Below are 20,501 nucleotides of genomic sequence, written 5' to 3' on the forward strand. Positions count from 1 at the left end.
CCGCAATTGCGGCGCTTTATTTTTTAGTAGGGATCGACTTTTTACATCTACTTCTTAAATCTCATAGACAAGCTGTTAAAGAGGTTTCAGACTGATGCACTTTTCGAATTTATACTCGTTCTACCGGGCATTCTCATGAAACAACTGACTATCCTTGGTTCGACAGGGTCTGTCGGCACCAGCACCCTTGCGGTTGTTCGCGCTAACCCTGAAGCATTTAACGTCACCGCATTGGTTGCGGGCAGTAACGTCGAGGTTATGGCGCAGCAATGTATCGAATTCCTCCCACGCTTTGCGTCCATGGCCAACGAAGAGTCGGCAAAGGCACTGCGCATTATTCTTGCAGAGCAGGGTGTGAATACTGAGGTATTGTCAGGTTCTGAGGCTGCGAGTGAGCTGGCTGCATTAGATGAAGTGGATCAGGTATTGTCGGCAATTGTCGGTGCCGCTGGCTTGTTGCCTACCCTTGCAGCCGTTCGCGCCGGGAAACAGATTTTACTTGCCAATAAAGAGTCCCTGATCACTTGTGGCCGTATATTCATGGAAGCCGTGCGCCAGAGTCGCAGCCAGCTTCTGCCAATTGACAGTGAACATAACGCTATCTTCCAGAGTCTGCCTGAACGAATTCAGCAGCAATTAGGTTATGCGTCACTGGAAGAGAATGGCGTCTCGCGAATTATTCTGACCGGTTCCGGTGGCCCGTTCCGTGAGCTACCCTTAGCTGATTTGGGGCGTGTCACCCCCGATCAGGCTTGCGCTCATCCTAACTGGTCAATGGGCCGTAAGATTTCTGTCGACTCCGCTACAATGATGAATAAAGGCCTCGAGTATATTGAAGCCCGCTGGCTGTTTAATGCGTCTGCTGAACAGATGGAAGTCATCATTCACCCACAGTCCGTTATCCATTCGATGGTACGTTATCGCGATGGCAGTGTTCTGGCTCAGTTGGGTTCGCCTGATATGCGCACGCCTATTGCCCATGCGATGGCTTATCCGCAGCGTGTGGACGCTGGCGTCGAAGTACTGGACTTCTGTCGTATTGGCGCGCTGACGTTCAATGAGCCCGACTACAGCCGCTATCCCTGTCTCTATTTGGCGATGGAAGCCAGTCGGACCGGGCAAGCTGCCACCACGGCACTGAATGCGGCAAATGAAATCTCGGTAGCTGCATTTCTCGCAGGACATATTGGTTTTAACGATATTGCTAACATCAACCGCGAAATTATGGAGCATTCGGTGGCGAAAGAGCCGAACTCGGTGGAAGAAGTGCTGGAAATTGATCGTTTTGCCCGGGCCTCTACGCGTGAGAAGCTACAGGCCTTTGCGCTGTGATATCTCGCACTTATAGTTGCGGCAATTTGTTCGCATCACATTGAAATGTTATAGTCTGCGGCACCTGATAGTGTCTTCAGGGCTTGTACCTGAATATGTTTATCTTATGTAGCGATAAATTGTCAGGATGAGCCGTGCCTGAGCAGGAGACACGGCTTTTTTGCGCATTTAATGGCGACAGTCGATGAGTGAATGCCGTTGTGTTCTGATTAAGGAAATGTGTAGGCGTTATGTCCCTCGAAAATCAACAGATAGCTGACCTGTCTTGCGAGACACCACGTCATGTCGCCATTATTATGGACGGCAATGGCCGCTGGGCAAAACTTCAGGGAAAAATGAGGGTTTTTGGCCATAGAGCTGGAGTGAAGTCTGTGCGTAAAGCTGTCAGCTTTGCAGCCAATCATCAATTTGATGCCCTCACGCTTTATGCCTTTAGTAGTGAAAACTGGAACCGTCCGGTGCAGGAAGTTTCGGCATTAATGGAGCTGTTCGTGCGTGCATTGGACAGTGAGGTCAAAAGTCTGCACAAGCATAACGTCAGGTTACGGATAATAGGTGATGTCAGCCGTTTCAGCTCACGTCTGCAGGAAAGAATCCGTCGTTCAGAAACACTTACAGAAAATAACGATGGTCTTACGCTAAACATTGCTGCCAATTATGGTGGGCGATGGGATATTATTCAGGGTGTAAAAAAGCTAGCTACTCAGGTAGAAGCTGGCACTTTACGGCCTGAGCATATTACAGAAGAGGCATTGAGTGCTGCAGTCTGTATGAGCGAATTGGCACCCGTCGATTTGGTGATCAGAACCGGTGGGGAACATCGCATTAGTAACTTTCTTTTATGGCAAATCGCCTATGCTGAACTTTACTTTACTGATGTCCTCTGGCCTGATTTTGATGAAAACATCTTTGAAGGTGCGCTAAATGCTTTTGCACAACGCGAGCGCCGCTTCGGGGGGACTATACCTATTGGCGCCAATGCGTCCTAGGGAGAACTTTTGCTGAAGTATCGCATTATCACAGCTTTGATTTTAATCCCGATTGTTATCGCGGCGCTGTTTTTATTACCGCCACTCGGTTTTGCCATTGTCACTTTGGCTATTTGTATGTTGGCTGCCTGGGAATGGGGCCAGTTGTCTGGTTTTTCATCACGATCACAGCGTGTTTGGCTAGCCATTCTTTGCGGTTTTCTACTGGCCGCCATGATGTTGAGTTTACCTGCTTATCGTCGGTCAGTTGACTTGCCTCTGGTGAGCTCCTTACTTTGGGTATCGCTGGTGTGGTGGTGCACTGCATTCTTGCTGGTGATTTTTTATCCCACATCCGCCTCGCTATGGCGAAATTCACGTGTATTGCGTTTAGTTTTCGGTTTATTAACCATCGTCCCATTCTTTTGGGGTATGGTGGCGCTGCGCCAGTATGGGTATGTTGAAAATCACCATGCCGGCGCATGGTGGTTGCTGTATGTCATGCTACTGGTCTGGGGGGCTGATTCTGGTGCTTATTTGTTCGGTAAGCTTTTCGGCAAGCATAAGCTGGCCCCGAAAGTCTCTCCAGGGAAAACATGGGAAGGATTAATCGGCGGTCTTCTTACTTCAGCGCTGATATCATGGCTGTTTGGCAGCTATGCTCCGCTAAATGTCGTGCCTGCCACGTTGCTGATATGTACAGTGATTGCGGCGCTGGCCTCGGTATTGGGTGACCTGACCGAAAGTATGTTCAAACGCGAAGCTGGTATAAAAGACAGCGGGAATCTTATCCCCGGTCATGGTGGGATACTGGATCGTATCGATAGCCTGACTGCCGCCGTCCCTGTATTTGCATGCTTAATGCTATTGGTGTTTTAACCGTCTAAGACGGGACGTCTTTTAAGGAATAGTTGCGAATATGATGAACATAATCTGGAGCCTGGCCGCCTTTATCGTTGCATTGGGGGTGCTAATCACCGTGCACGAGTTTGGCCATTTCTGGGTTGCTCGTCGTTGTGGCGTGAGGGTAGAACGTTTTGCCGTAGGTTTTGGGCGCGCAATATGGAAACGAACAGACCGTCACGGTACTGAGTTTGTGCTCGCGGTGATCCCCCTCGGTGGTTATGTCAAAATGCTCGACGAGCGGGTTGAACCTGTTCCAGAAGAACTTCGTCATCTTACATTTAATAGTAAGTCAGTCTTGCAGCGTGCTGCCATTATCAGCGCAGGCCCGATCGCGAACTTTATTTTTGCGGTTTTCGCTTACTGGCTGGTCTTCATTATCGGCGTCCCTTCCGTGCGTCCCATTGTGGGTGAAATCACCCCGCAATCTATTGCTGCGCAAGCCAAAATTTCTCCGGGCATGGAACTTAAGTCAATCGACGGTATCGAAACGCCTGATTGGGAATCAGTTCGTCTGTCTTTAATGGGGGAGATTGGAAACAATCAAACCACTTTAGGTGTCTCACCGTTTGGGTCATCTGAGGTGATTAAAAAAACACTGGATTTACATCAGTGGCTATTTGATCCCGAAAAGCAGGACCCGGTGGTCGCATTGGGTATTATTCCTCTCGGTCCACGGATAGAATCAGTGTTTGCGGAAGTGCAAACGGGTTCCGCCGCCCAGAAAGCAGGTTTGCAAGCTGGGGACAGGATCGTTAAAGTCGATGGTCAAGTTTTGGCAAATTGGCGCACGTTTGCCTTGCTAGTACGCGACAACCCGGGTAAACCCATCACGCTTGACATTGAGCGCGCGGGTTCGCCTCTTAACATGACGTTGGTGCCGGACAGTAAGTCGGTAGGGAAGGGTAAAGCGCAGGGTTTTGCTGGGGTAGTTCCGAAAGTCATACCTCTTCCTGATGAGTACAAAATTATCCGTCAGTATGGGCCGTTTGTGGCGTTTTATGAGGCTGGGGACAAAACCTGGCAACTGATGAAACTAACGGTCAACATGCTAGGTAAATTAATAACGGGTGATGTAAAGCTGAACAATCTGAGTGGCCCAATATCTATCGCACAGGGCGCAGGAATATCAGCGGAATATGGGTTGGTGTACTACCTGATGTTTTTGGCACTGATCAGTGTCAATCTTGGGATCGTAAACCTTTTCCCGTTACCCGTGTTAGATGGTGGTCATCTGGTTTTTCTGGCTATAGAAAAACTAAAAGGTGGACCAGTTTCCGAGCGAGTTCAAAACTTCAGTTACCGTATTGGTGCAGTACTGCTGATGATGGTAATGGGGCTTGCACTTTTCAATGATTTCTCCCGTCTTTAAGGCTGGGGATTAGGTTAGGAAGAACGCATAACAACGATGGCGATCAAAAAGTTGCTCATAGCGTCGCTGCTGTTTGGCAGCGCCACCGTATACGGTGCAGACGGTTTCGTAGTGAAAGATATTCATTTCGAAGGCCTGCAGCGAGTTGCCGTCGGTGCGGCGTTACTCAATATGCCGGTTCGCGTAGGTGATACCATCACCGACGACGACATCAGTAATACTATTCGTGCATTGTTTGCCACTGGCAACTTTGAGGACGTTCGCGTCCTTCGCGATGGTAATACCCTGATTGTTCAAGTCAAAGAGCGCCCTACAATCGCCAGCATCACTTTCTCCGGCAATAAATCGGTGAAAGATGACATGCTAAAAGAAAACCTGGAAGCCTCTGGCGTCCGGGTTGGCGAAGCGCTGGACCGGACCACACTCACCAGCATTGAAAAAGGTCTTGAAGATTTCTACTACAGCGTCGGTAAATACAGCGCCTCGGTGAAAGCCGTTGTCACGCCTTTACCGCGTAATCGTGTTGACCTGAAGTTGGTCTTCACCGAAGGTATGTCTGCCAAAATTCAGCAGATTAACATCGTTGGGAACCATGCTTTCAGTACCGACGAACTGATCTCACGTTTCCAATTACGTGATGAAGTGCCTTGGTGGAACGTGGTCGGCGACCGTAAATACCAGAAACAGAAACTGGCAGGCGATCTTGAAACCTTGCGTAGCTTCTATCTGGATCGCGGTTATGCACGTTTCAACATTGATTCGACTCAGGTCAGCCTGACACCGGATAAAAAAGGCATTTATATTACCCTCAACATTACTGAAGGCGATCAGTACAAGCTTTCTGGCGTCGAGGTCAACGGCAGCATGGCTGGGCATTCTGCGGAAGTAGAAAGTCTGACTAAAATTGACAAAGGCGAGCTTTATAACGGCGCTAAAGTGACCAAGATGGAAAACGACATCAAGCAAATGTTGGGTCGTTATGGTTATGCTTATCCGCGCGTTCAAACTCAGCCGGAAATCAATGATGTCGATAAAACTGTTAAACTGCATGTGAGCGTAGATGCCGGTAACCGGTATTATGTCCGTCACGTACGTTTTGAAGGTAATGACACCAGTAAAGACAGCGTTCTGCGTCGCGAAATGCGTCAGATGGAAGGTGCCTGGTTGGGCAACGATCTGGTCGACAAAGGTAAAGAGCGTCTTAACCGCTTAGGTTATTTCGATACCGTTGATGTTGATACACAACGTGTTCCGGGTACCCCAGATCAGGTTGATGTCGTCTACAAAGTTAAAGAACGCAACACCGGTAGTTTCAACTTTGGTGTAGGGTTCGGTACTGAGAGTGGCGTCAGTTTCCAGGCGGGTGTCCAACAGGATAACTGGCTGGGTACGGGTAACTCAGTGGGTATCAGCGGTACCAAAAATGATTATCAGACCTATGCGGAATTCACGATCACTGACCCGTACTTCACCGTTGATGGTGTGAGTCTGGGTGGCCGTGTCTTCTACAATGACTTTAAAGCGGATAACGCAGATCTATCTGACTATACCAACAAAAGTTATGGCTTGGGTGGAACACTGGGTTTCCCTATCAACGAAACCAACTCGTTGCGTCTTGGCCTGGATTACGTACATAACGACCTGTCCAATATGGAACCTCAGGTTAGTATGTTCAGATACCTGAATTCAGTAGGGATTGACCCAGCGGTTACGGTTGGTACTGGTACGACGTCGGATGCTAACTTCAGTACGAACGACTTCTTTGCCAACCTTGGCTGGGGTTACAATAATCTGGATCGCGGTTATTTCCCTACTTCCGGTACTAAAGCCAGCTTGAATGGAAAAGTGACCGTACCAGGTTCGGATAACGAGTATTATAAAATTACGTTCGATTCAACCAGCTATATGCCGTTGAGTGAGAGCCGTAACTGGGTGCTGATGGGGCGTGCGCGTGCGGGGTATGCCGATGGCTTAGGTGGTAAAGAAGTGCCGTTCTACGACAACTTCTATGCCGGTGGTTCCAGCAGCGTTCGTGGCTTCCAGTCAAATACCATTGGTCCTAAGGCGGCATATTATAACTGCGCCGCAGGCAGTACTTCTTACAGCAACTGTGCGGTTAATAACTCGGACGATGCTGTGGGTGGTAACGCGATGGCTGTTTTGAGTGCTGAGCTGATCGTTCCTACACCATTCATCAGTGAGAAATACGCTAACTCTGTACGTACTTCATTGTTTGTTGATGGTGGTACTGTATGGGATACATCGTGGAAGAATACAGCACAGACTGAAGCGGCTGGTGTACCTGACTACAGTAAAGCAGACAACTTCCGTGTATCTTCAGGTGTTGCACTGCAGTGGATGTCACCACTGGGACCATTGGTCTTCTCTTACGCACAACCGATCAAGAAATACGACGGTGATAAAGCGGAACAGTTCCAATTTAACATCGGTAAAACGTGGTAACACGTTGGGTGAACTAAGTCTTTACGCAGAAGTTACAAAGGCTTGAGTTTGCCACAACTCTCGGGTAAATCGCCCGAGAGTTGTTTTTCAATTCATGCTTATTGTGTACTTATCGTGCCATATGGCACAAACGGGTGATGGAAGGAGTTATATAGTGAAAAAGTGGTTATATGCCGCCGGCCTCGGTTTAGTTATGGCTTCTTCAGCCAGCGTTCAAGCTGCTGACAAAATTGCTGTTGTTAACGTTCAAAGCATTTTCCAACAAATGCCAGCACGTGATGCTGTAGCAAAACAGTTGGAAAATGAGTTCAAAGGCCGTGCAACTCAATTGCAGGCTCAAGAGCGTGATCTGCAGACTAAAATGCAGAAATTGCAGCGTGATGGCTCGACCATGAAGGCCAGCGATCGCAGCAAACTTGAAAAAGATGTTATGGCTCAGCGCGAAACTTTCTCTACAAAAGCTCAGGCTTTTGAACAAGATAACCGTCGCCGCCAGGCTGAAGAACGTAATAAAATCCTGAGCCGTATTCAGGATGCTGTTAAAACTGTTGCCAGCAAAGAAGGTTACGATGTTGTAATCGATGCTAACGCTGTGGCTTACGCTAACAGTGATAAAGACATCACTGCTGATGTGCTGAAACAGGTTAAATAACATGTCTTCAATTCGACTGGCTGATCTCGCACAGCAGTTGGATGCACAATTGCACGGTGATGGCGATCTCGTCATCACCGGCGTTGCTTCAATGCATTCCGCACACTCTGAGCAAATCACGTTTTTATCAAACAGCCGTTACCGTGAACAGTTAGCAACCTGCGCTGCAGGGGCTGTAGTGTTGACGGAAGCGGATCTGCCATTTTGCCAAACAGCGGCTTTAGTGGTTAAAAACCCTTACCTGACTTACGCACGTATGGCGCAGCTGCTCGACACTACGCCGGCTCCTGCGCAGGATATTGCGGCGAGTGCCGTCATTTCTGACAGCGCAACCTTGGGTAAGAATGTCTCTGTAGGCGCTAACGCGGTGATCGAGTCTGGCGTAGTTCTTGGCGATAACGTGGTTATCGGCGCTGGCTGTTTCATTGGTAAGAATGCAAGATTAGGTGCAGGAACTCGTATTTGGGCGAATGTGTCTATTTATCATAATGTTGAAATAGGCGAAGCTTGCCTTGTTCAGTCCGGTACCGTCATCGGTGCCGATGGTTTTGGCTATGCCAATGACCGTGGTAATTGGATTAAAATCCCGCAACTCGGTACGGTTTTAATTGGTGATCGCGTTGAAATTGGTGCCTGTACCACAATCGATCGCGGTGCACTCGACGATACCATAATCGGCAACGGTGTCATCATCGACAACCAATGTCAGATTGCGCACAACGTCGTGATTGGAGAGAATACAGCGGTTGCTGGCGGTGTCATTATGGCCGGTAGTCTGAAAATTGGACGCTACTGCCAGATAGGCGGAGCCAGTGTTATCAACGGTCACATGGATATTTGTGACAAGGCCGTGGTGACAGGAATGGGAATGGTGATGCGACCAATCACTGAACCTGGGGTATACTCCTCCGGTATTCCGTTACAGCCGAATAAAGTGTGGCGTAAAACCGCTGCGTTGGTAATGAATATCGATGAGATGAATAAACGTTTGAAAGCTGTCGAGCGTAAAATCGAAGAAGACTAAATTACCGACTACTGTGTTGCGGGACAAGGCGGTGAGTGCCATATCCGGCAGTACAAGTTTCTATTTGCGGCCTGCCTAATGACCCTCTTTGAGGATCAAGCAGGCCGTGTTATTGATGCCATTAGTTTTAGACAGGAAGAGTATTTTGACAACTGACACTCATACTCTGCGTATTGAAGAGATATTGGATCTGCTGCCACACCGTTATCCATTCTTGCTGGTTGATCGCGTGCTGGATTTCGAAAAAGGGAAGTTTTTACGCGCAGTGAAAAACGTTTCTTTCAACGAACCGTTCTTCCAGGGTCATTTCCCGGGTAAACCTATTTTCCCAGGCGTGTTGATTCTTGAAGCGATGGCGCAGGCCACCGGTATCTTAGCGTTCAAAAGCGTGGGTAAATTAGAGCCGGGTGAGCTGTACTATTTTGCAGCCATTGATGATGCACGTTTCAAACGCCCGGTACTGCCGGGTGACCAAATGATTCTTGAAGTTGAATTTATTAAAGAGCGTCGTGGTGTTGCTCGTTTTAAAGGTGTCGCTAAAGTAGATGGTGAGATTGCTTGCGAGGCATCAATGATGTGCGCCCGCCGCCGGGAGGCTTAATACGTGATAGATAAAACCGCCTTTATTCATCCAAGCGCTATTGTTGAAGACGGTGCCGTTATCGGTGCCGGTGTTCATATCGGTCCTTTCTGTTATGTCGGTTCCCAGGTGGAAATCGGTGAAGGTACTGAGCTTAAATCACACGTTGTTCTCAATGGCGTGACCAAAATTGGTCGCGGCAACCGCATTTTCCAGTTCGTTTCCATTGGTGAAATTAACCAGGATCTGAAATATGCGGGCGAACCAACACGCGTTGAGGTCGGCGATCGCAACAATATTCGTGAGAGCGTCACCATTCATCGTGGTACCGTTCAGGGCGGTGGCTTGACCAAAGTGGGTAACGATAACCTGTTAATGGTTAACGCACATATTGCCCATGATTGCGTCATCGGGAATCATTGTATTCTGGCCAATAATGCGACCTTAGGTGGCCATGTCGAAATTGACGACCACGCTATCATTGGTGGTATGACCGCTGTGCATCAGTTCTGTATCATTGGTGCACACGTGATGGTCGGTGGCTGTTCTGGCGTGGCTCAGGATGTACCGCCATTTGTTATCGCGCAGGGTAACCACGCTACGCCATTCGGTATCAATATCGAAGGGCTTAAGCGTCGTGGTTTTGAAAAAGCCGATCTGCACGCTATCCGCAATGCTTATAAGTTACTGTACCGCAGTGGTAAAACGCTGGAAGAAGCACAACCGGAAATCGCTGCTATCGCGGCTGAATTCCCGAAAGCTAAACCATTCAGTGATTTCTTTGCCCGCTCAACGCGCGGCATTATTCGCTGATCTGCGCTACGGAAAATAATGCAAAAGCCTGTTCTGACAATTGGCCTGGTGGCCGGTGAAACGTCCGGTGACATTCTTGGCGCCGGGCTGATTCGAGCTTTGAAGAAGCATCATCCTGACGCCCGTTTTGTGGGTGTTGCAGGTCCGCTGATGCAGGCGGAAGGATGCGAAGCCTGGTACGAAATGGAAGAACTGGCGGTGATGGGCGTGGTAGAGGTTCTCGAACGTCTGCCGCGCCTGTTGAAAATCCGCAAAGACTTGACTCAACGTTTCTCTGTATTAAATCCCGATGTGTTCGTGGGCATTGATGCACCTGACTTCAACATCACCCTTGAAGGGCGTTTGAAGCAGCGCGGGATCCGAACTATTCACTACGTCAGCCCGTCTGTCTGGGCCTGGCGCCAAAAACGTGTTTTCAAAATCGGGAAAGCAACTGATCTGGTTTTGGCATTCCTGCCTTTCGAAAAAGCGTTTTACGACAAATTCAATGTTCCCTGTCGTTTCATTGGTCACACGATGGCGGACTCTATGCCGCTGCAGCCTGATAAAGCGGCGGCGCGCGCAGCATTAGGTATTCCTTCTGACGTACATTGTCTGGCGTTGTTGCCGGGCAGCCGTCACGCCGAAGTGGAAATGCTCAGTGCAGACTTTCTCAAAACGGCTTTACAGTTGCGTCAGAGTTATCCCGATTTGCATATCGTGGTGCCGCTGGTCAATGCCAAGCGGCGTGAACAGTTTGAGCGAATCAAGGCTGAGATAGCGCCAGATTTGCCTGCACATCTGCTGGACGGGCAGGGGCGGAATGCAATGATTGCCAGCGATGCCGCGTTACTGGCTTCCGGTACGGCCGCGCTGGAGTGCATGCTGGCAAAATGTCCTATGGTGGTAGGTTATCGCATGAAACCCTTCACTTACTGGATTGCAGAACGACTGGTGAAAACGCCTTACGTCTCATTGCCAAATCTGTTGGCCGGGCGTGAAATTGTCACCGAACTTCTGCAAACCCAATGTGTACCGGATACATTATCTGCGGCATTATTGCCGCTATTAGCCGGTGGCGAACAGAGCCATGAGTTGCAGAAAACCTTCCTGGCACTGCACGAAAGTATTCGTTGTGACGCCGATGAACAGGCTGCTCAGGCCGTGCTAGAACTGGCAAAACGATGAGTGATATTTTTATCTATCCGCAGGCGTTATGCATTGCTGGTGTGGATGAAGTGGGTCGTGGGCCGTTAGTCGGTGCCGTTGTCACTGCTGCGGTTATCCTTGATCCTGCAAGACCGATCGTCGGCCTTGCAGACTCTAAAAAACTCAGTGAGAAACGCCGCGAAGCCTTGTACATCGAAATTATAGAGAAAGCGTTCGCCTGGAGTTTAGGACGCGCTGAGCCGCATGAAATCGATGAGCTGAATATTCTGCATGCGACAATGTTGGCCATGCAACGCGCGGTAGCGGGTCTTAGCATCAAGCCTGATATGGTATTAATTGACGGCAACCGTTGTCCGGTATTACCAATGGCCTCTCAGGCCGTGGTCAAGGGCGACAGCAAAGTCGCCGAGATCAGCGCAGCCTCTATTTTAGCTAAAGTGACACGTGATCGTGAGATGGTCGAGCTGGATCGTCAGTTCCCTGAATACGGTTTTGCTAAACATAAAGGCTATCCGACCCCAGCTCATCTCGAGAGTCTGTCGAGGCTGGGGGCGACATTGCACCACCGACGCAGTTTCGCGCCGGTCAAACGTGTGCTGGGTCTGGCTTAGCTAGCGTGTTTTCGCGTTAGCCACAAGAGTTTGTCATCTCGACAATCGTTCATTCATTACTCATTTCTGGATTCTGGATATGGCCGAACCTCGTTTTATTCACCTTCGTGTACACAGTGACTACTCTATGGTGGATGGATTAGCCAAAGTTGGCCCGTTGGTGAAATGCGCGGCGTCGCTCGGTATGCCTGCGCTGGCCATTACCGACTTTACTAACCTCTGTGGGCTGGTGAAATTCTACGGCTCGGCTCACGGAGCGGGGATCAAGCCGCTCATTGGTGCAGATTTCAACGTGCAGAGTGAGATCCTCGGTGATGAACTGGCTCAGTTGACCGTGCTGGCGATGAATAATCAGGGTTATCAGAATCTGACCCTGCTTATCTCGCGGGCTTATCAACGCGGCTATGGCGCAGCAGGACCGATCATTGACCGTGAATGGCTGGCAGAGTTAAACGAAGGTTTGATTCTGCTTTCTGGCGCAAAAATGGGGGATGTTGGTAAATTCCTCATCCGTGGCAATCAGCCTCAGGTCGAGCAATGTCTGGAGTTTTACCAACACTATTTCCCGGACCGCTATTATCTTGAACTGACTCGCACCGGCCGTCCGGAAGAAGAGAATTATCTGCATGCCGCTGTGGCATTGGCGGCTGAACGCGATCTGCCTGTCGTGGCTACCAATGATGTGCGTTTTCTGATGCCAGGTGACTTTGATGCCCATGAGATCCGCGTTGCTATTCATGATGGCTTTACCCTAGACGATCCTAAACGCCCGCGAAATTACACGCCGCAGCAATATATGCGTAGTGAAAACGAAATGTGTGAGCTGTTCGAAGATATCCCCGAAGCTCTGCTGAATAGCGTCGAGATCGCCAAGCGTTGTAACGTTACTATTCGCCTTGGTGAATATTTCCTGCCACAGTTCCCGACCGGAGAGATGACCACCGAAGACTTCCTGGTTGCGAAATCAAGAGAAGGGTTGGAAGAGCGTCTGGAATTTTTGTTCCCAGACCCGGAACAGCGTGCGCAGAAGCGCCCAGAGTACGATGACCGTCTGGAACTCGAACTGAAAGTTATCAACCAAATGGGTTTCCCCGGTTACTTTCTGATTGTGATGGAGTTCATCCAGTGGTCCAAGGATAACGACGTGCCGGTAGGACCAGGGCGTGGCTCAGGTGCCGGTTCTCTGGTGGCTTACGCGCTGAAAATCACTGATTTGGATCCGCTGGAATTTGACTTGCTTTTCGAACGTTTCCTCAATCCGGAACGTGTATCCATGCCCGACTTTGACGTCGACTTCTGCATGGAAAAACGTGATCTTGTGATTGATCACGTTGCGGAAATGTACGGCCGCGAAGCGGTTTCACAGATCATAACGTTCGGTACCATGGCGGCAAAAGCCGTAATCCGCGACGTCGGCCGGGTACTCGGCCATCCCTACGGTTTCGTCGACCGCATTTCAAAACTGGTGCCGCCTGATCCGGGAATGACCCTGGAAAAAGCCTTCGCCGCTGAGCCTCAGTTGCCTGAAATTTACGAAGCGGATGAAGAGGTTCGCGCGCTGATCGACATGGCTCGTAAGCTCGAAGGTGTGACTCGTAACGCCGGTAAACACGCCGGTGGTGTGGTGATTGCGCCAACCAAAATTACTGACTTTGCGCCGCTATACTGCGATGCCGAGGGAAACCATCCGGTTACCCAGTTCGATAAAAATGATGTGGAATATGCCGGGCTGGTGAAGTTTGACTTCCTTGGACTGCGTACCCTGACGATCATCGACTGGGCGCTGCGTATGATCAACGCCCGCCGGGCGAAAACCGGCCTGGAACCTATCGACATCGCGGCAATTCCGCTGGTAGACAAGAAAAGCTTCGACATGCTGCAACGTTCCGAAACGACTGCGGTATTCCAGCTTGAATCACGCGGGATGAAAGACCTCATCAAACGCCTGAAGCCTGACTGCTTCGAGGACATGATCGCTCTGGTTGCTCTGTTCCGCCCAGGTCCTTTGCAGTCCGGCATGGTGGATAACTTCATTGACCGTAAGCATGGGCGTGAAGAACTCTCATATCCCGACATACAATGGCAGCACGAATCCTTGAAGCCGGTGCTGGAGCCAACCTATGGCATTATCCTGTATCAGGAACAGGTCATGCAGATTGCTCAGGTACTGGCGGGCTACTCGTTGGGTGGCGCGGACATGTTGCGTCGCGCCATGGGTAAAAAGAATCCGGTCGAAATGGCCAAACAGCGGGGTGGTTTCGAGGATGGTGCTAAATCCCGTGGAATTGACGGCGAACTGGCGGTTAAAATCTTTGATCTGGTGGAAAAGTTCGCCGGTTATGGTTTTAACAAATCCCACTCCGCCGCTTATGCGCTGGTCTCTTACCAGACCTTATGGCTGAAAGCGCATTACCCGGCTGAATTTATGGCGGCGGTAATGACGGCGGATATGGACAACACCGAGAAGGTCGTTGGCCTGGTGGATGAATGCTGGCGCATGGGGCTTAAGATCCTTCCACCGGATATCAACAGCGGTTTGTATCACTTCCACGTCAATGATGAAGGAGAGATCGTTTACGGCATCGGTGCTATCAAAGGCGTTGGTGAAGGGCCGATTGAAGCGATTATCGAAGCACGTAATGAAGGAGGCTATTTCAAAGAGTTGTTTGATTTGTGCGCCCGTGCCGATGTGAAAAAGCTTAATAAACGCATCCTTGAAAAACTGATTATGTCCGGCGCATTTGACCGCCTGGGGCCGCACCGTGCGGCATTGATGAGTTCGCTGCCCGATGCGCTGAAAGCCGCCGATCAACATGCAAAGGCGGAAGCCATTGGCCAGGTTGATATGTTTGGTGTATTGGCGGATGCGCCTGAGCAGGTGGAGAAATCCTATGCTAATGTTACGCGGTGGCCTGAACAGACGGTATTGGATGGCGAACGTGAAACCTTAGGGCTTTACCTTACCGGCCATCCCATCACCCAATATTTGAAAGAGATCGAACGTTATGGTGGCGGGCAGCGTCTGAAAGATATGCACCCGACCGAACGGGGTAAAATGACCATCGCGGTTGGGCTGGTTATTGCTGCGAGGGTGATGATAACCAAGCGGGGAAATCGCATTGGTATCTGTACGCTGGACGACCGATCAGGGCGTCTGGAAGTGATGCTTTTCACTGAAGCTTTGGAAAAATTTCAGCATTTATTGGAAAAAGACCGTATCCTTATCGCGACAGGACAGGTCAGCTTTGATGACTTCAGCGGTGGCCTTAAAATGATGGCCCGCGATGTTATGGACATCAGTGAAGCACGGGAAAAATATGCTCGCGGTCTTGCTATCTCGCTGACTGACAGGCAAATTGATGACCAGCTTTTGAACCGTCTCCGCCAATCGTTGGAACCGCATCGATCGGGGACGATACCAGTACATCTCTATTACCAAAGAGAAAATGCACGTGCCCGGCTACGATTCGGTGCGTCATGGCGTGTTACGCCAACCGATAAACTGTTGCTGGATCTGCGGACGCTTGTAGGTATCGAGCAGGTGGAACTGGAATTTGACTAAAATAGGAATGCTATGAGTCTGAATTTTCTTGATTTTGAACAGCCGATTGCGGAGCTTGAAGCGAAAATTGACTCGCTGACAGCAGTCAGCCGTCAAGACGAAAAATTGGATATTAATCTGGACGAGGAAGTTGAACGCCTGCGTGGTAAAAGCGTTGAACTGACTCGTAAGATTTTCTCTGATCTGGGTGCCTGGCAAATTGCCCAACTGGCACGTCATCCGCGTCGTCCTTACACCCTAGACTACATCAAACATATCTTTACCGATTTTGATGAGCTAGCGGGTGATCGCGCATACTCTGATGACAAAGCTATTGTTGGTGGTATCGCGCGGTTAGGTGAACGAGCCGTGATGATCATTGGTCATCAGAAAGGCCGAGAAACCAAAGAAAAAATTCGTCGTAACTTCGGTATGCCTGCACCTGAAGGCTACCGTAAAGCGCTGCGATTGATGGAAATGGCTGAGCGTTTCAAGCTGCCTATCATTACCTTCATCGACACGCCGGGAGCTTATCCAGGCGTTGGCGCTGAGGAACGTGGCCAGTCTGAGGCTATCGCGCACAACCTGCGTGAAATGTCCCGCCTGAACGTGCCGATTATCTGTACCGTGATTGGTGAAGGTGGCTCAGGCGGCGCGTTGGCTATCGGCGTTGGTGATAAAGTTAACATGCTTCAGTACAGTACCTATTCGGTGATTTCACCGGAAGGTTGTGCCTCGATTCTGTGGAAAAGTGCTGATAAAGCGCCTTTAGCTGCGGAAGCGATGGGTATCATTGCCCCTCGTCTGAAAGAGCTTAAACTGATTGACTCGGTAATACCTGAGCCATTGGGTGGTGCGCATCGTGACGTTCCTGCTATGGCCGTCTCGCTACGCGCACAGCTGGAAGCCGATCTCAGCGATCTGGATGTGCTGAATAATGAAGAACTGCGTAACCGCCGTTATCAGCGTTTGATGAATTACGGTTATTGCTGAGTTTCATCCAGACATTTATAGACTCTGAAAGGCCGTGCTTGCACGGCCTTTTTTATTAGAAGGATTTGTCAGATGAATATTCTCGCCATCATGAGCCCAGAAGGGGCCTACTATAAAGATGAGCCAATCCGCGAACTAGATCTTGCACTGACTAACCTTGGCTTCAAGACGATTTATCCACGGAACAATGCCGATCTGCTCAAGCTCATCGAAAATAACGCTCGTATTTGTGGCGCCATTTTTGACTGGGATCAGCACAGCACGGAGCTGTGCACTGAAATCAACGAGCTGAATGAATACCTGCCGTTGTATGGTTTTATCAATACCCATTCTTCACTGGATGTCACCGTAAACGACATGCGCATGGTGCTCTATTTCTTCGAATATGCCCTGAATGCGGCCGATGATATTGCTAAACGTATCCGGCAGTACACCGATGAGTATATTGACACCATCACGCCTCCGCTGACTAAAGCGCTGTTCCGCTATGTTGAAGAGGGCAAATATACGTTCTGCACGCCAGGCCATATGGCAGGAACGGCTTTCTTAAAGAGCCCGGTTGGCACGCTTTTTTATGATTTTTTTGGCGCGAAAACGCTAAAGGCTGATATCTCTATTTCTGTCACTGAACTTGGCTCGCTGCTGGATCACACCGGCCCGCACCTTGAGGCGGAAGAGTATATCGCCCGAACCTTCGGCGCAGAGCAGAGCTATATCGTGACGAATGGCACCTCCACAGCCAACAAAATTGTGGGTATGTATGCGGCTCCCGCTGGCAGTACAGTATTGATTGACCGCAACTGCCACAAGTCGCTGGCGCATCTGATGATGATGACCAATGTCGTGCCGATTTATCTGCGGCCGAATCGCAATGCTTATGGCATTTTAGGGGGGATTCCACAGCGTGAATTCACCCGCGAGAGCATTGAAGAGAAAGTCGCCATGACGCAAAATGCGACCTGGCCGGTACACGCAGTCATCACCAATTCCACCTACGATGGCCTGTTGTACAATACCGACTACATCAAGCAAACCCTGGATGTGCCATCCATTCACTTTGATTCAGCCTGGGTGCCTTACACTAATTTCCACCCAATTTATGCCGGCAAAAGCGGCATGAGTGGCGAGCGAGTGGCTGGCAAAGTGATTTATGAAACGCAGTCTACGCACAAATTACTGGCGGCTTTTTCACAAGCCTCAATGATTCATATTAAAGGTGATTACGACGAAAGCACCTTTAATGAAGCTTACATGATGCACACGACGACATCGCCTCACTACGGTATTGTTGCCTCGGCAGAGACTGCGGCGGCCATGTTGCGAGGTAATCCCGGCCGTCGTTTGATCAACCGTTCGGTTGAACGCGCGCTGCACTTTCGTAAAGAGATTCAGCGCTTGCGTGAAGAGACGGAAGGCTGGTTCTATGACATATGGCAACCTGAAGAGATCGATGAAGCTGAATGCTGGCCTCTAAACCCGGATCAAAACTGGCATGGTTTTGCCAATGCAGACACCGATCATATGTATCTGGATCCGATTAAGGTAACCATTCTGACACCCGGAATGGACGAACAGGGACAGCTCGCGGCAGAAGGTATCCCCGCTGCGTTGGTGGCGAAATTCCTCGACGAACGTGGTGTCGTGGTTGAGAAAACCGGGCCTTACAATCTGTTGTTCCTGTTCAGCATCGGTATCGACAAAACGAAATCCATGAGTTTGATGCGCGGGCTGACGGACTTTAAACGGGGTTATGATCTGAATTTGCGTGTTAAGAATATGCTGCCGGATCTCTACGCGGAGGATCCTGATTTTTACCGGCACATGCGCATTCAGGATCTGGCTCAGGGCATTCATAAACTGATCCGTAAACACGATCTGCCAAGCCTGATGATTAGGGCATTTGATGTGCTGCCCGAAATGGTCATGACGCCTTACGACATGTTCCAGCATCAGGTGCGTGGTCACATAGAAGAGTGTGAAATTGGCGATTTGATCGGCAAGGTCGCGGCGAATATGATCCTGCCCTATCCGCCGGGAGTACCGGTAGTGATGCCCGGAGAGATGATCACCCAGCATAGCCGCGCCGTGCTGGATTTCTTGATTATGCTCTGTTCCATTGGTGAACGTTATCCGGGCTTTGAAACCGACATTCACGGTGCGAAACTTACGGAAGATGGCCGTTATTGGGTGAAAGTTCTCAAACTGCCTGCCGCATAAATACCCGCCTCTCAGGGAGGTGGGTGCGGATTCGATAGACCGTCATTCACAAGAACGGACAGGACATTATTATGCTCAACTTGCGTCAGATTCACCATATTGCGATCATCGCGTCGGACTATGCCCGTAGCAAAGCCTTCTATTGCGATGTGTTGGGTTTTACCCTACTCGATGAGTTTTATCGTGAAGAGAGAGATTCGTGGAAAGCCGATCTGGCTCTCAATGGGCATTACGCTATTGAGTTGTTCAGTTTTCCGCACCCTCCGGCGCGGGTCAGCCGCCCTGAAGCCTGTGGTTTGCGCCATCTGGCCTTCAGCGTCGACGATATTGATTTGGCGATTGTCCGGCTTGCCAGTACGGGCGTGTCATGTGAACCGGTGCGGATCGATCCTTATACATCCCGACGTTTTACTTTCTTCTGCGATCCCGATGGCCTGCCATTGGAACTTTACGAAATCAGCTGAACCATCATGAACAGAAACCTTTCTCAAACTAGCGTGGCCAATCATCTCGCAGAACAGATCGGTGATGAACGTAAACTCTGCGTCGCCCTCAGTGGCGGGCTGGATTCCACCGTGTTGCTGGCAGCCCTCACAGCACTGCGTGCAGGGCCGCACCCCGATCTTTCTCTGCGCGCTATCCATATACATCATGGGCTAAGTGAGTTGGCCCATGACTGGGTGGCGCACGTCGTAGCATTCTGCCGGCAACTACAGGTGCCTTTGGAAGTGGTCTATGTCAATGTTGACGCGAAGGGTAAGGGAGTTGAAGCTGCGGCCAGAACAGCCCGTTATCAGGCCTTTGCCGATCATCTTGCAGTGGGTGAAATATTGCTTACCGCTCAGCATTTGAATGATCAGTGTGAAACTTTTTTGCTGGCGTTAAAACGGGGCAGTGGTCCGGCTGGCCTTTCGGCGATGGCCGCGCTATCAGGCAATAAGGGGTATCCACTGTTACGGCCTTTTTTGTCACTTTCCCGTCAGCAGTTGGAGCAATTCGCGACCGATGCTGGCCTTAAATGGATTGAAGATGACAGCAATCAGGACGTGCGCTTTGACCGCAATTTTCTAAGGCTTTGCATCTTACCTGCGTTGTATGAGCGCTGGCCGCATTTTCCGCAGGCGGTATCCCGCAGCGCCACCTTGTGCGCAGAGCAGGAAACGCTACTGGATGAACTGCTGAGCGAATCTCTGCAAGTTTTAACAGACGATAGCAATGGTAGTCTGGACATTCCCGCTATAGCTGCTATGTCCGTACCACGTCGCCAGGCCTTATTACGCCGGTGGCTGGCAGATCAGGGGGCTTGCATGCCTTCACGGGATCAGTTGCAGCGTATATGGGATGAAGTTGCTCTCAGTCGCGAGGATGCCGAACCCCAACTGCAACTTAATCTTTTGAGCGTGCGCCGTTTTCGCCAGCGTTTATATCTTCTGCCACCGATGGCTTCGTTAAAGCAGACCGTCTTACTTTGGGATACGGCTTCGCCGCTGACGCTTCCCGATGGTCTCGGTCAGTTACAGGCCAGCGAAGTGTTTGTACAAAATGCTGAAAGCATCCGTCTTCCACGTGATGATGAACAGGTCAGCGTGCGTTTTCAGACGCAAGGCATGATTGAAAAAGCGGGGCGTCAGCATTCCCGACAGAGCAAAAAGCTGTGGCAGGAACTCAATATTCCACCGTGGCAGCGTGAACGCACACCGCTGATTTATTACAACGAACAATTGATGGCTGCACCGGGGTTGTTTATCACTCGTCAGGCGCTGGCAAAAACTAATGCACCACAATGGCAGGTAACGTGGTATCAACCGGTCGCGGATAACTCATTTAAAAATAAAGACATTTAAAGTGTGATTTTCCGGCGGGCTATCCTGTCTTATGAGAAG

General features: G+C 50.1%; 16 protein-coding genes. All 16 read left to right on the forward strand.

The window, feature by feature from the left end:
- Nucleotides 1-135 precede the first annotated feature (135 nt).
- The gene (gene ispC / locus IEV89_RS20060; RefSeq protein ID WP_188475283.1) at nt 136-1,332 is read left to right on the forward strand and encodes a 1-deoxy-D-xylulose-5-phosphate reductoisomerase; all 1,197 of its coding nucleotides are present in this window, start codon (nt 136-138) and stop codon (nt 1,330-1,332) included.
- A gap of 230 nt (nt 1,333-1,562) precedes the next feature.
- A complete protein-coding gene (ispU, locus tag IEV89_RS20065; RefSeq protein WP_188475284.1) occupies nt 1,563-2,321 on the forward strand; it encodes a (2E,6E)-farnesyl-diphosphate-specific ditrans,polycis-undecaprenyl-diphosphate synthase in 759 nt (252 codons plus the stop codon).
- Nucleotides 2,322-2,330: 9 nt separating this feature from the next.
- Nucleotides 2,331-3,179 carry a phosphatidate cytidylyltransferase gene (gene cdsA / locus IEV89_RS20070; protein WP_188475285.1) on the forward strand — a complete coding sequence of 283 codons (849 nt, stop codon included), beginning with the start codon at nt 2,331-2,333 and terminating at the stop codon, nt 3,177-3,179.
- 40 nt (nt 3,180-3,219) lie between these two features.
- The gene (gene rseP / locus IEV89_RS20075) at nt 3,220-4,575 is read left to right on the forward strand and encodes a sigma E protease regulator RseP (RefSeq protein ID WP_188475286.1); all 1,356 of its coding nucleotides are present in this window, start codon (nt 3,220-3,222) and stop codon (nt 4,573-4,575) included.
- A 36-nt stretch (nt 4,576-4,611) separates the two neighbouring features.
- Nucleotides 4,612-7,038, forward strand: coding sequence for an outer membrane protein assembly factor BamA (gene bamA, locus IEV89_RS20080; protein ID WP_188475287.1), 2,427 nt, complete (start codon nt 4,612-4,614; stop codon nt 7,036-7,038).
- A gap of 154 nt (nt 7,039-7,192) precedes the next feature.
- Nucleotides 7,193-7,690, forward strand: coding sequence for a molecular chaperone Skp (gene skp / locus IEV89_RS20085; protein WP_188475288.1), 498 nt, complete (start codon nt 7,193-7,195; stop codon nt 7,688-7,690).
- A gap of 1 nt (nt 7,691) precedes the next feature.
- Nucleotides 7,692-8,714: a UDP-3-O-(3-hydroxymyristoyl)glucosamine N-acyltransferase gene (gene lpxD / locus IEV89_RS20090; protein WP_188475289.1), complete on the forward strand. Its 1,023-nt coding sequence runs from the start codon at nt 7,692-7,694 to the stop codon at nt 8,712-8,714.
- A 115-nt stretch (nt 8,715-8,829) separates the two neighbouring features.
- Complete coding sequence (gene fabZ / locus IEV89_RS20095) at nt 8,830-9,315, forward strand: 3-hydroxyacyl-ACP dehydratase FabZ (protein WP_188475290.1); 486 nt, start codon at nt 8,830-8,832, stop codon at nt 9,313-9,315.
- A gap of 3 nt (nt 9,316-9,318) precedes the next feature.
- Nucleotides 9,319-10,107 (forward strand): acyl-ACP--UDP-N-acetylglucosamine O-acyltransferase, encoded by a 789-nt coding sequence (gene lpxA / locus IEV89_RS20100; RefSeq protein ID WP_188475291.1) that lies wholly within the window; start codon nt 9,319-9,321, stop codon nt 10,105-10,107.
- Between the two features lie 18 nt (nt 10,108-10,125).
- Complete coding sequence (gene lpxB, locus IEV89_RS20105) at nt 10,126-11,274, forward strand: lipid-A-disaccharide synthase (protein ID WP_188475292.1); 1,149 nt, start codon at nt 10,126-10,128, stop codon at nt 11,272-11,274.
- Nucleotides 11,271-11,867: a ribonuclease HII gene (rnhB, locus tag IEV89_RS20110; RefSeq protein ID WP_188475293.1), complete on the forward strand. Its 597-nt coding sequence runs from the start codon at nt 11,271-11,273 to the stop codon at nt 11,865-11,867. Before lpxB ends, rnhB begins: the two co-directional genes overlap by 4 nt.
- 79 nt (nt 11,868-11,946) lie before the next feature.
- Nucleotides 11,947-15,429 carry a DNA polymerase III subunit alpha gene (dnaE, locus tag IEV89_RS20115; protein WP_188475294.1) on the forward strand — a complete coding sequence of 1,161 codons (3,483 nt, stop codon included), beginning with the start codon at nt 11,947-11,949 and terminating at the stop codon, nt 15,427-15,429.
- A 12-nt stretch (nt 15,430-15,441) separates the two neighbouring features.
- Nucleotides 15,442-16,401: an acetyl-CoA carboxylase carboxyl transferase subunit alpha gene (gene accA, locus IEV89_RS20120; RefSeq protein WP_188475295.1), complete on the forward strand. Its 960-nt coding sequence runs from the start codon at nt 15,442-15,444 to the stop codon at nt 16,399-16,401.
- A gap of 72 nt (nt 16,402-16,473) precedes the next feature.
- A complete protein-coding gene (locus IEV89_RS20125) occupies nt 16,474-18,618 on the forward strand; it encodes a lysine decarboxylase LdcC (RefSeq protein WP_188475296.1) in 2,145 nt (714 codons plus the stop codon).
- Nucleotides 18,619-18,689: 71 nt separating this feature from the next.
- Nucleotides 18,690-19,082 (forward strand): VOC family protein, encoded by a 393-nt coding sequence (locus IEV89_RS20130; protein WP_188475297.1) that lies wholly within the window; start codon nt 18,690-18,692, stop codon nt 19,080-19,082.
- A gap of 6 nt (nt 19,083-19,088) precedes the next feature.
- The gene (gene tilS, locus IEV89_RS20135; protein ID WP_188475298.1) at nt 19,089-20,462 is read left to right on the forward strand and encodes a tRNA lysidine(34) synthetase TilS; all 1,374 of its coding nucleotides are present in this window, start codon (nt 19,089-19,091) and stop codon (nt 20,460-20,462) included.
- Nucleotides 20,463-20,501: the final 39 nt, after the last annotated feature.

The sequence above is a fragment of the Hafnia psychrotolerans genome, from assembly GCF_014639435.1.
In the GTDB taxonomy this organism is placed as follows: domain Bacteria; phylum Pseudomonadota; class Gammaproteobacteria; order Enterobacterales; family Enterobacteriaceae; genus Ewingella; species Ewingella psychrotolerans.

Bases quoted from the DNA above. Each gene is read 5' to 3' on its own strand.
- bamA (WP_188475287.1), top strand. From the start codon at position 4,612: ATGGCGATCAAAAAGTTGCTCATAGCGTCGCTGCTGTTTGGCAGCGCC.
- tilS (WP_188475298.1), top strand. From the start codon at position 19,089: ATGAACAGAAACCTTTCTCAAACTAGCGTGGCCAATCATCTCGCAGAA.
- rnhB (WP_188475293.1), top strand. From the start codon at position 11,271: ATGAGTGATATTTTTATCTATCCGCAGGCGTTATGCATTGCTGGTGTG.
- ispU (WP_188475284.1), top strand. From the start codon at position 1,563: ATGTCCCTCGAAAATCAACAGATAGCTGACCTGTCTTGCGAGACACCA.
- accA (WP_188475295.1), top strand. From the start codon at position 15,442: ATGAGTCTGAATTTTCTTGATTTTGAACAGCCGATTGCGGAGCTTGAA.
- ispC (WP_188475283.1), top strand. From the start codon at position 136: ATGAAACAACTGACTATCCTTGGTTCGACAGGGTCTGTCGGCACCAGC.
- fabZ (WP_188475290.1), top strand. From the start codon at position 8,830: ATGCCATTAGTTTTAGACAGGAAGAGTATTTTGACAACTGACACTCAT.
- IEV89_RS20130 (WP_188475297.1), top strand. From the start codon at position 18,690: ATGCTCAACTTGCGTCAGATTCACCATATTGCGATCATCGCGTCGGAC.
- lpxB (WP_188475292.1), top strand. From the start codon at position 10,126: ATGCAAAAGCCTGTTCTGACAATTGGCCTGGTGGCCGGTGAAACGTCC.
- lpxD (WP_188475289.1), top strand. From the start codon at position 7,692: ATGTCTTCAATTCGACTGGCTGATCTCGCACAGCAGTTGGATGCACAA.
- rseP (WP_188475286.1), top strand. From the start codon at position 3,220: ATGATGAACATAATCTGGAGCCTGGCCGCCTTTATCGTTGCATTGGGG.
- dnaE (WP_188475294.1), top strand. From the start codon at position 11,947: ATGGCCGAACCTCGTTTTATTCACCTTCGTGTACACAGTGACTACTCT.
- IEV89_RS20125 (WP_188475296.1), top strand. From the start codon at position 16,474: ATGAATATTCTCGCCATCATGAGCCCAGAAGGGGCCTACTATAAAGAT.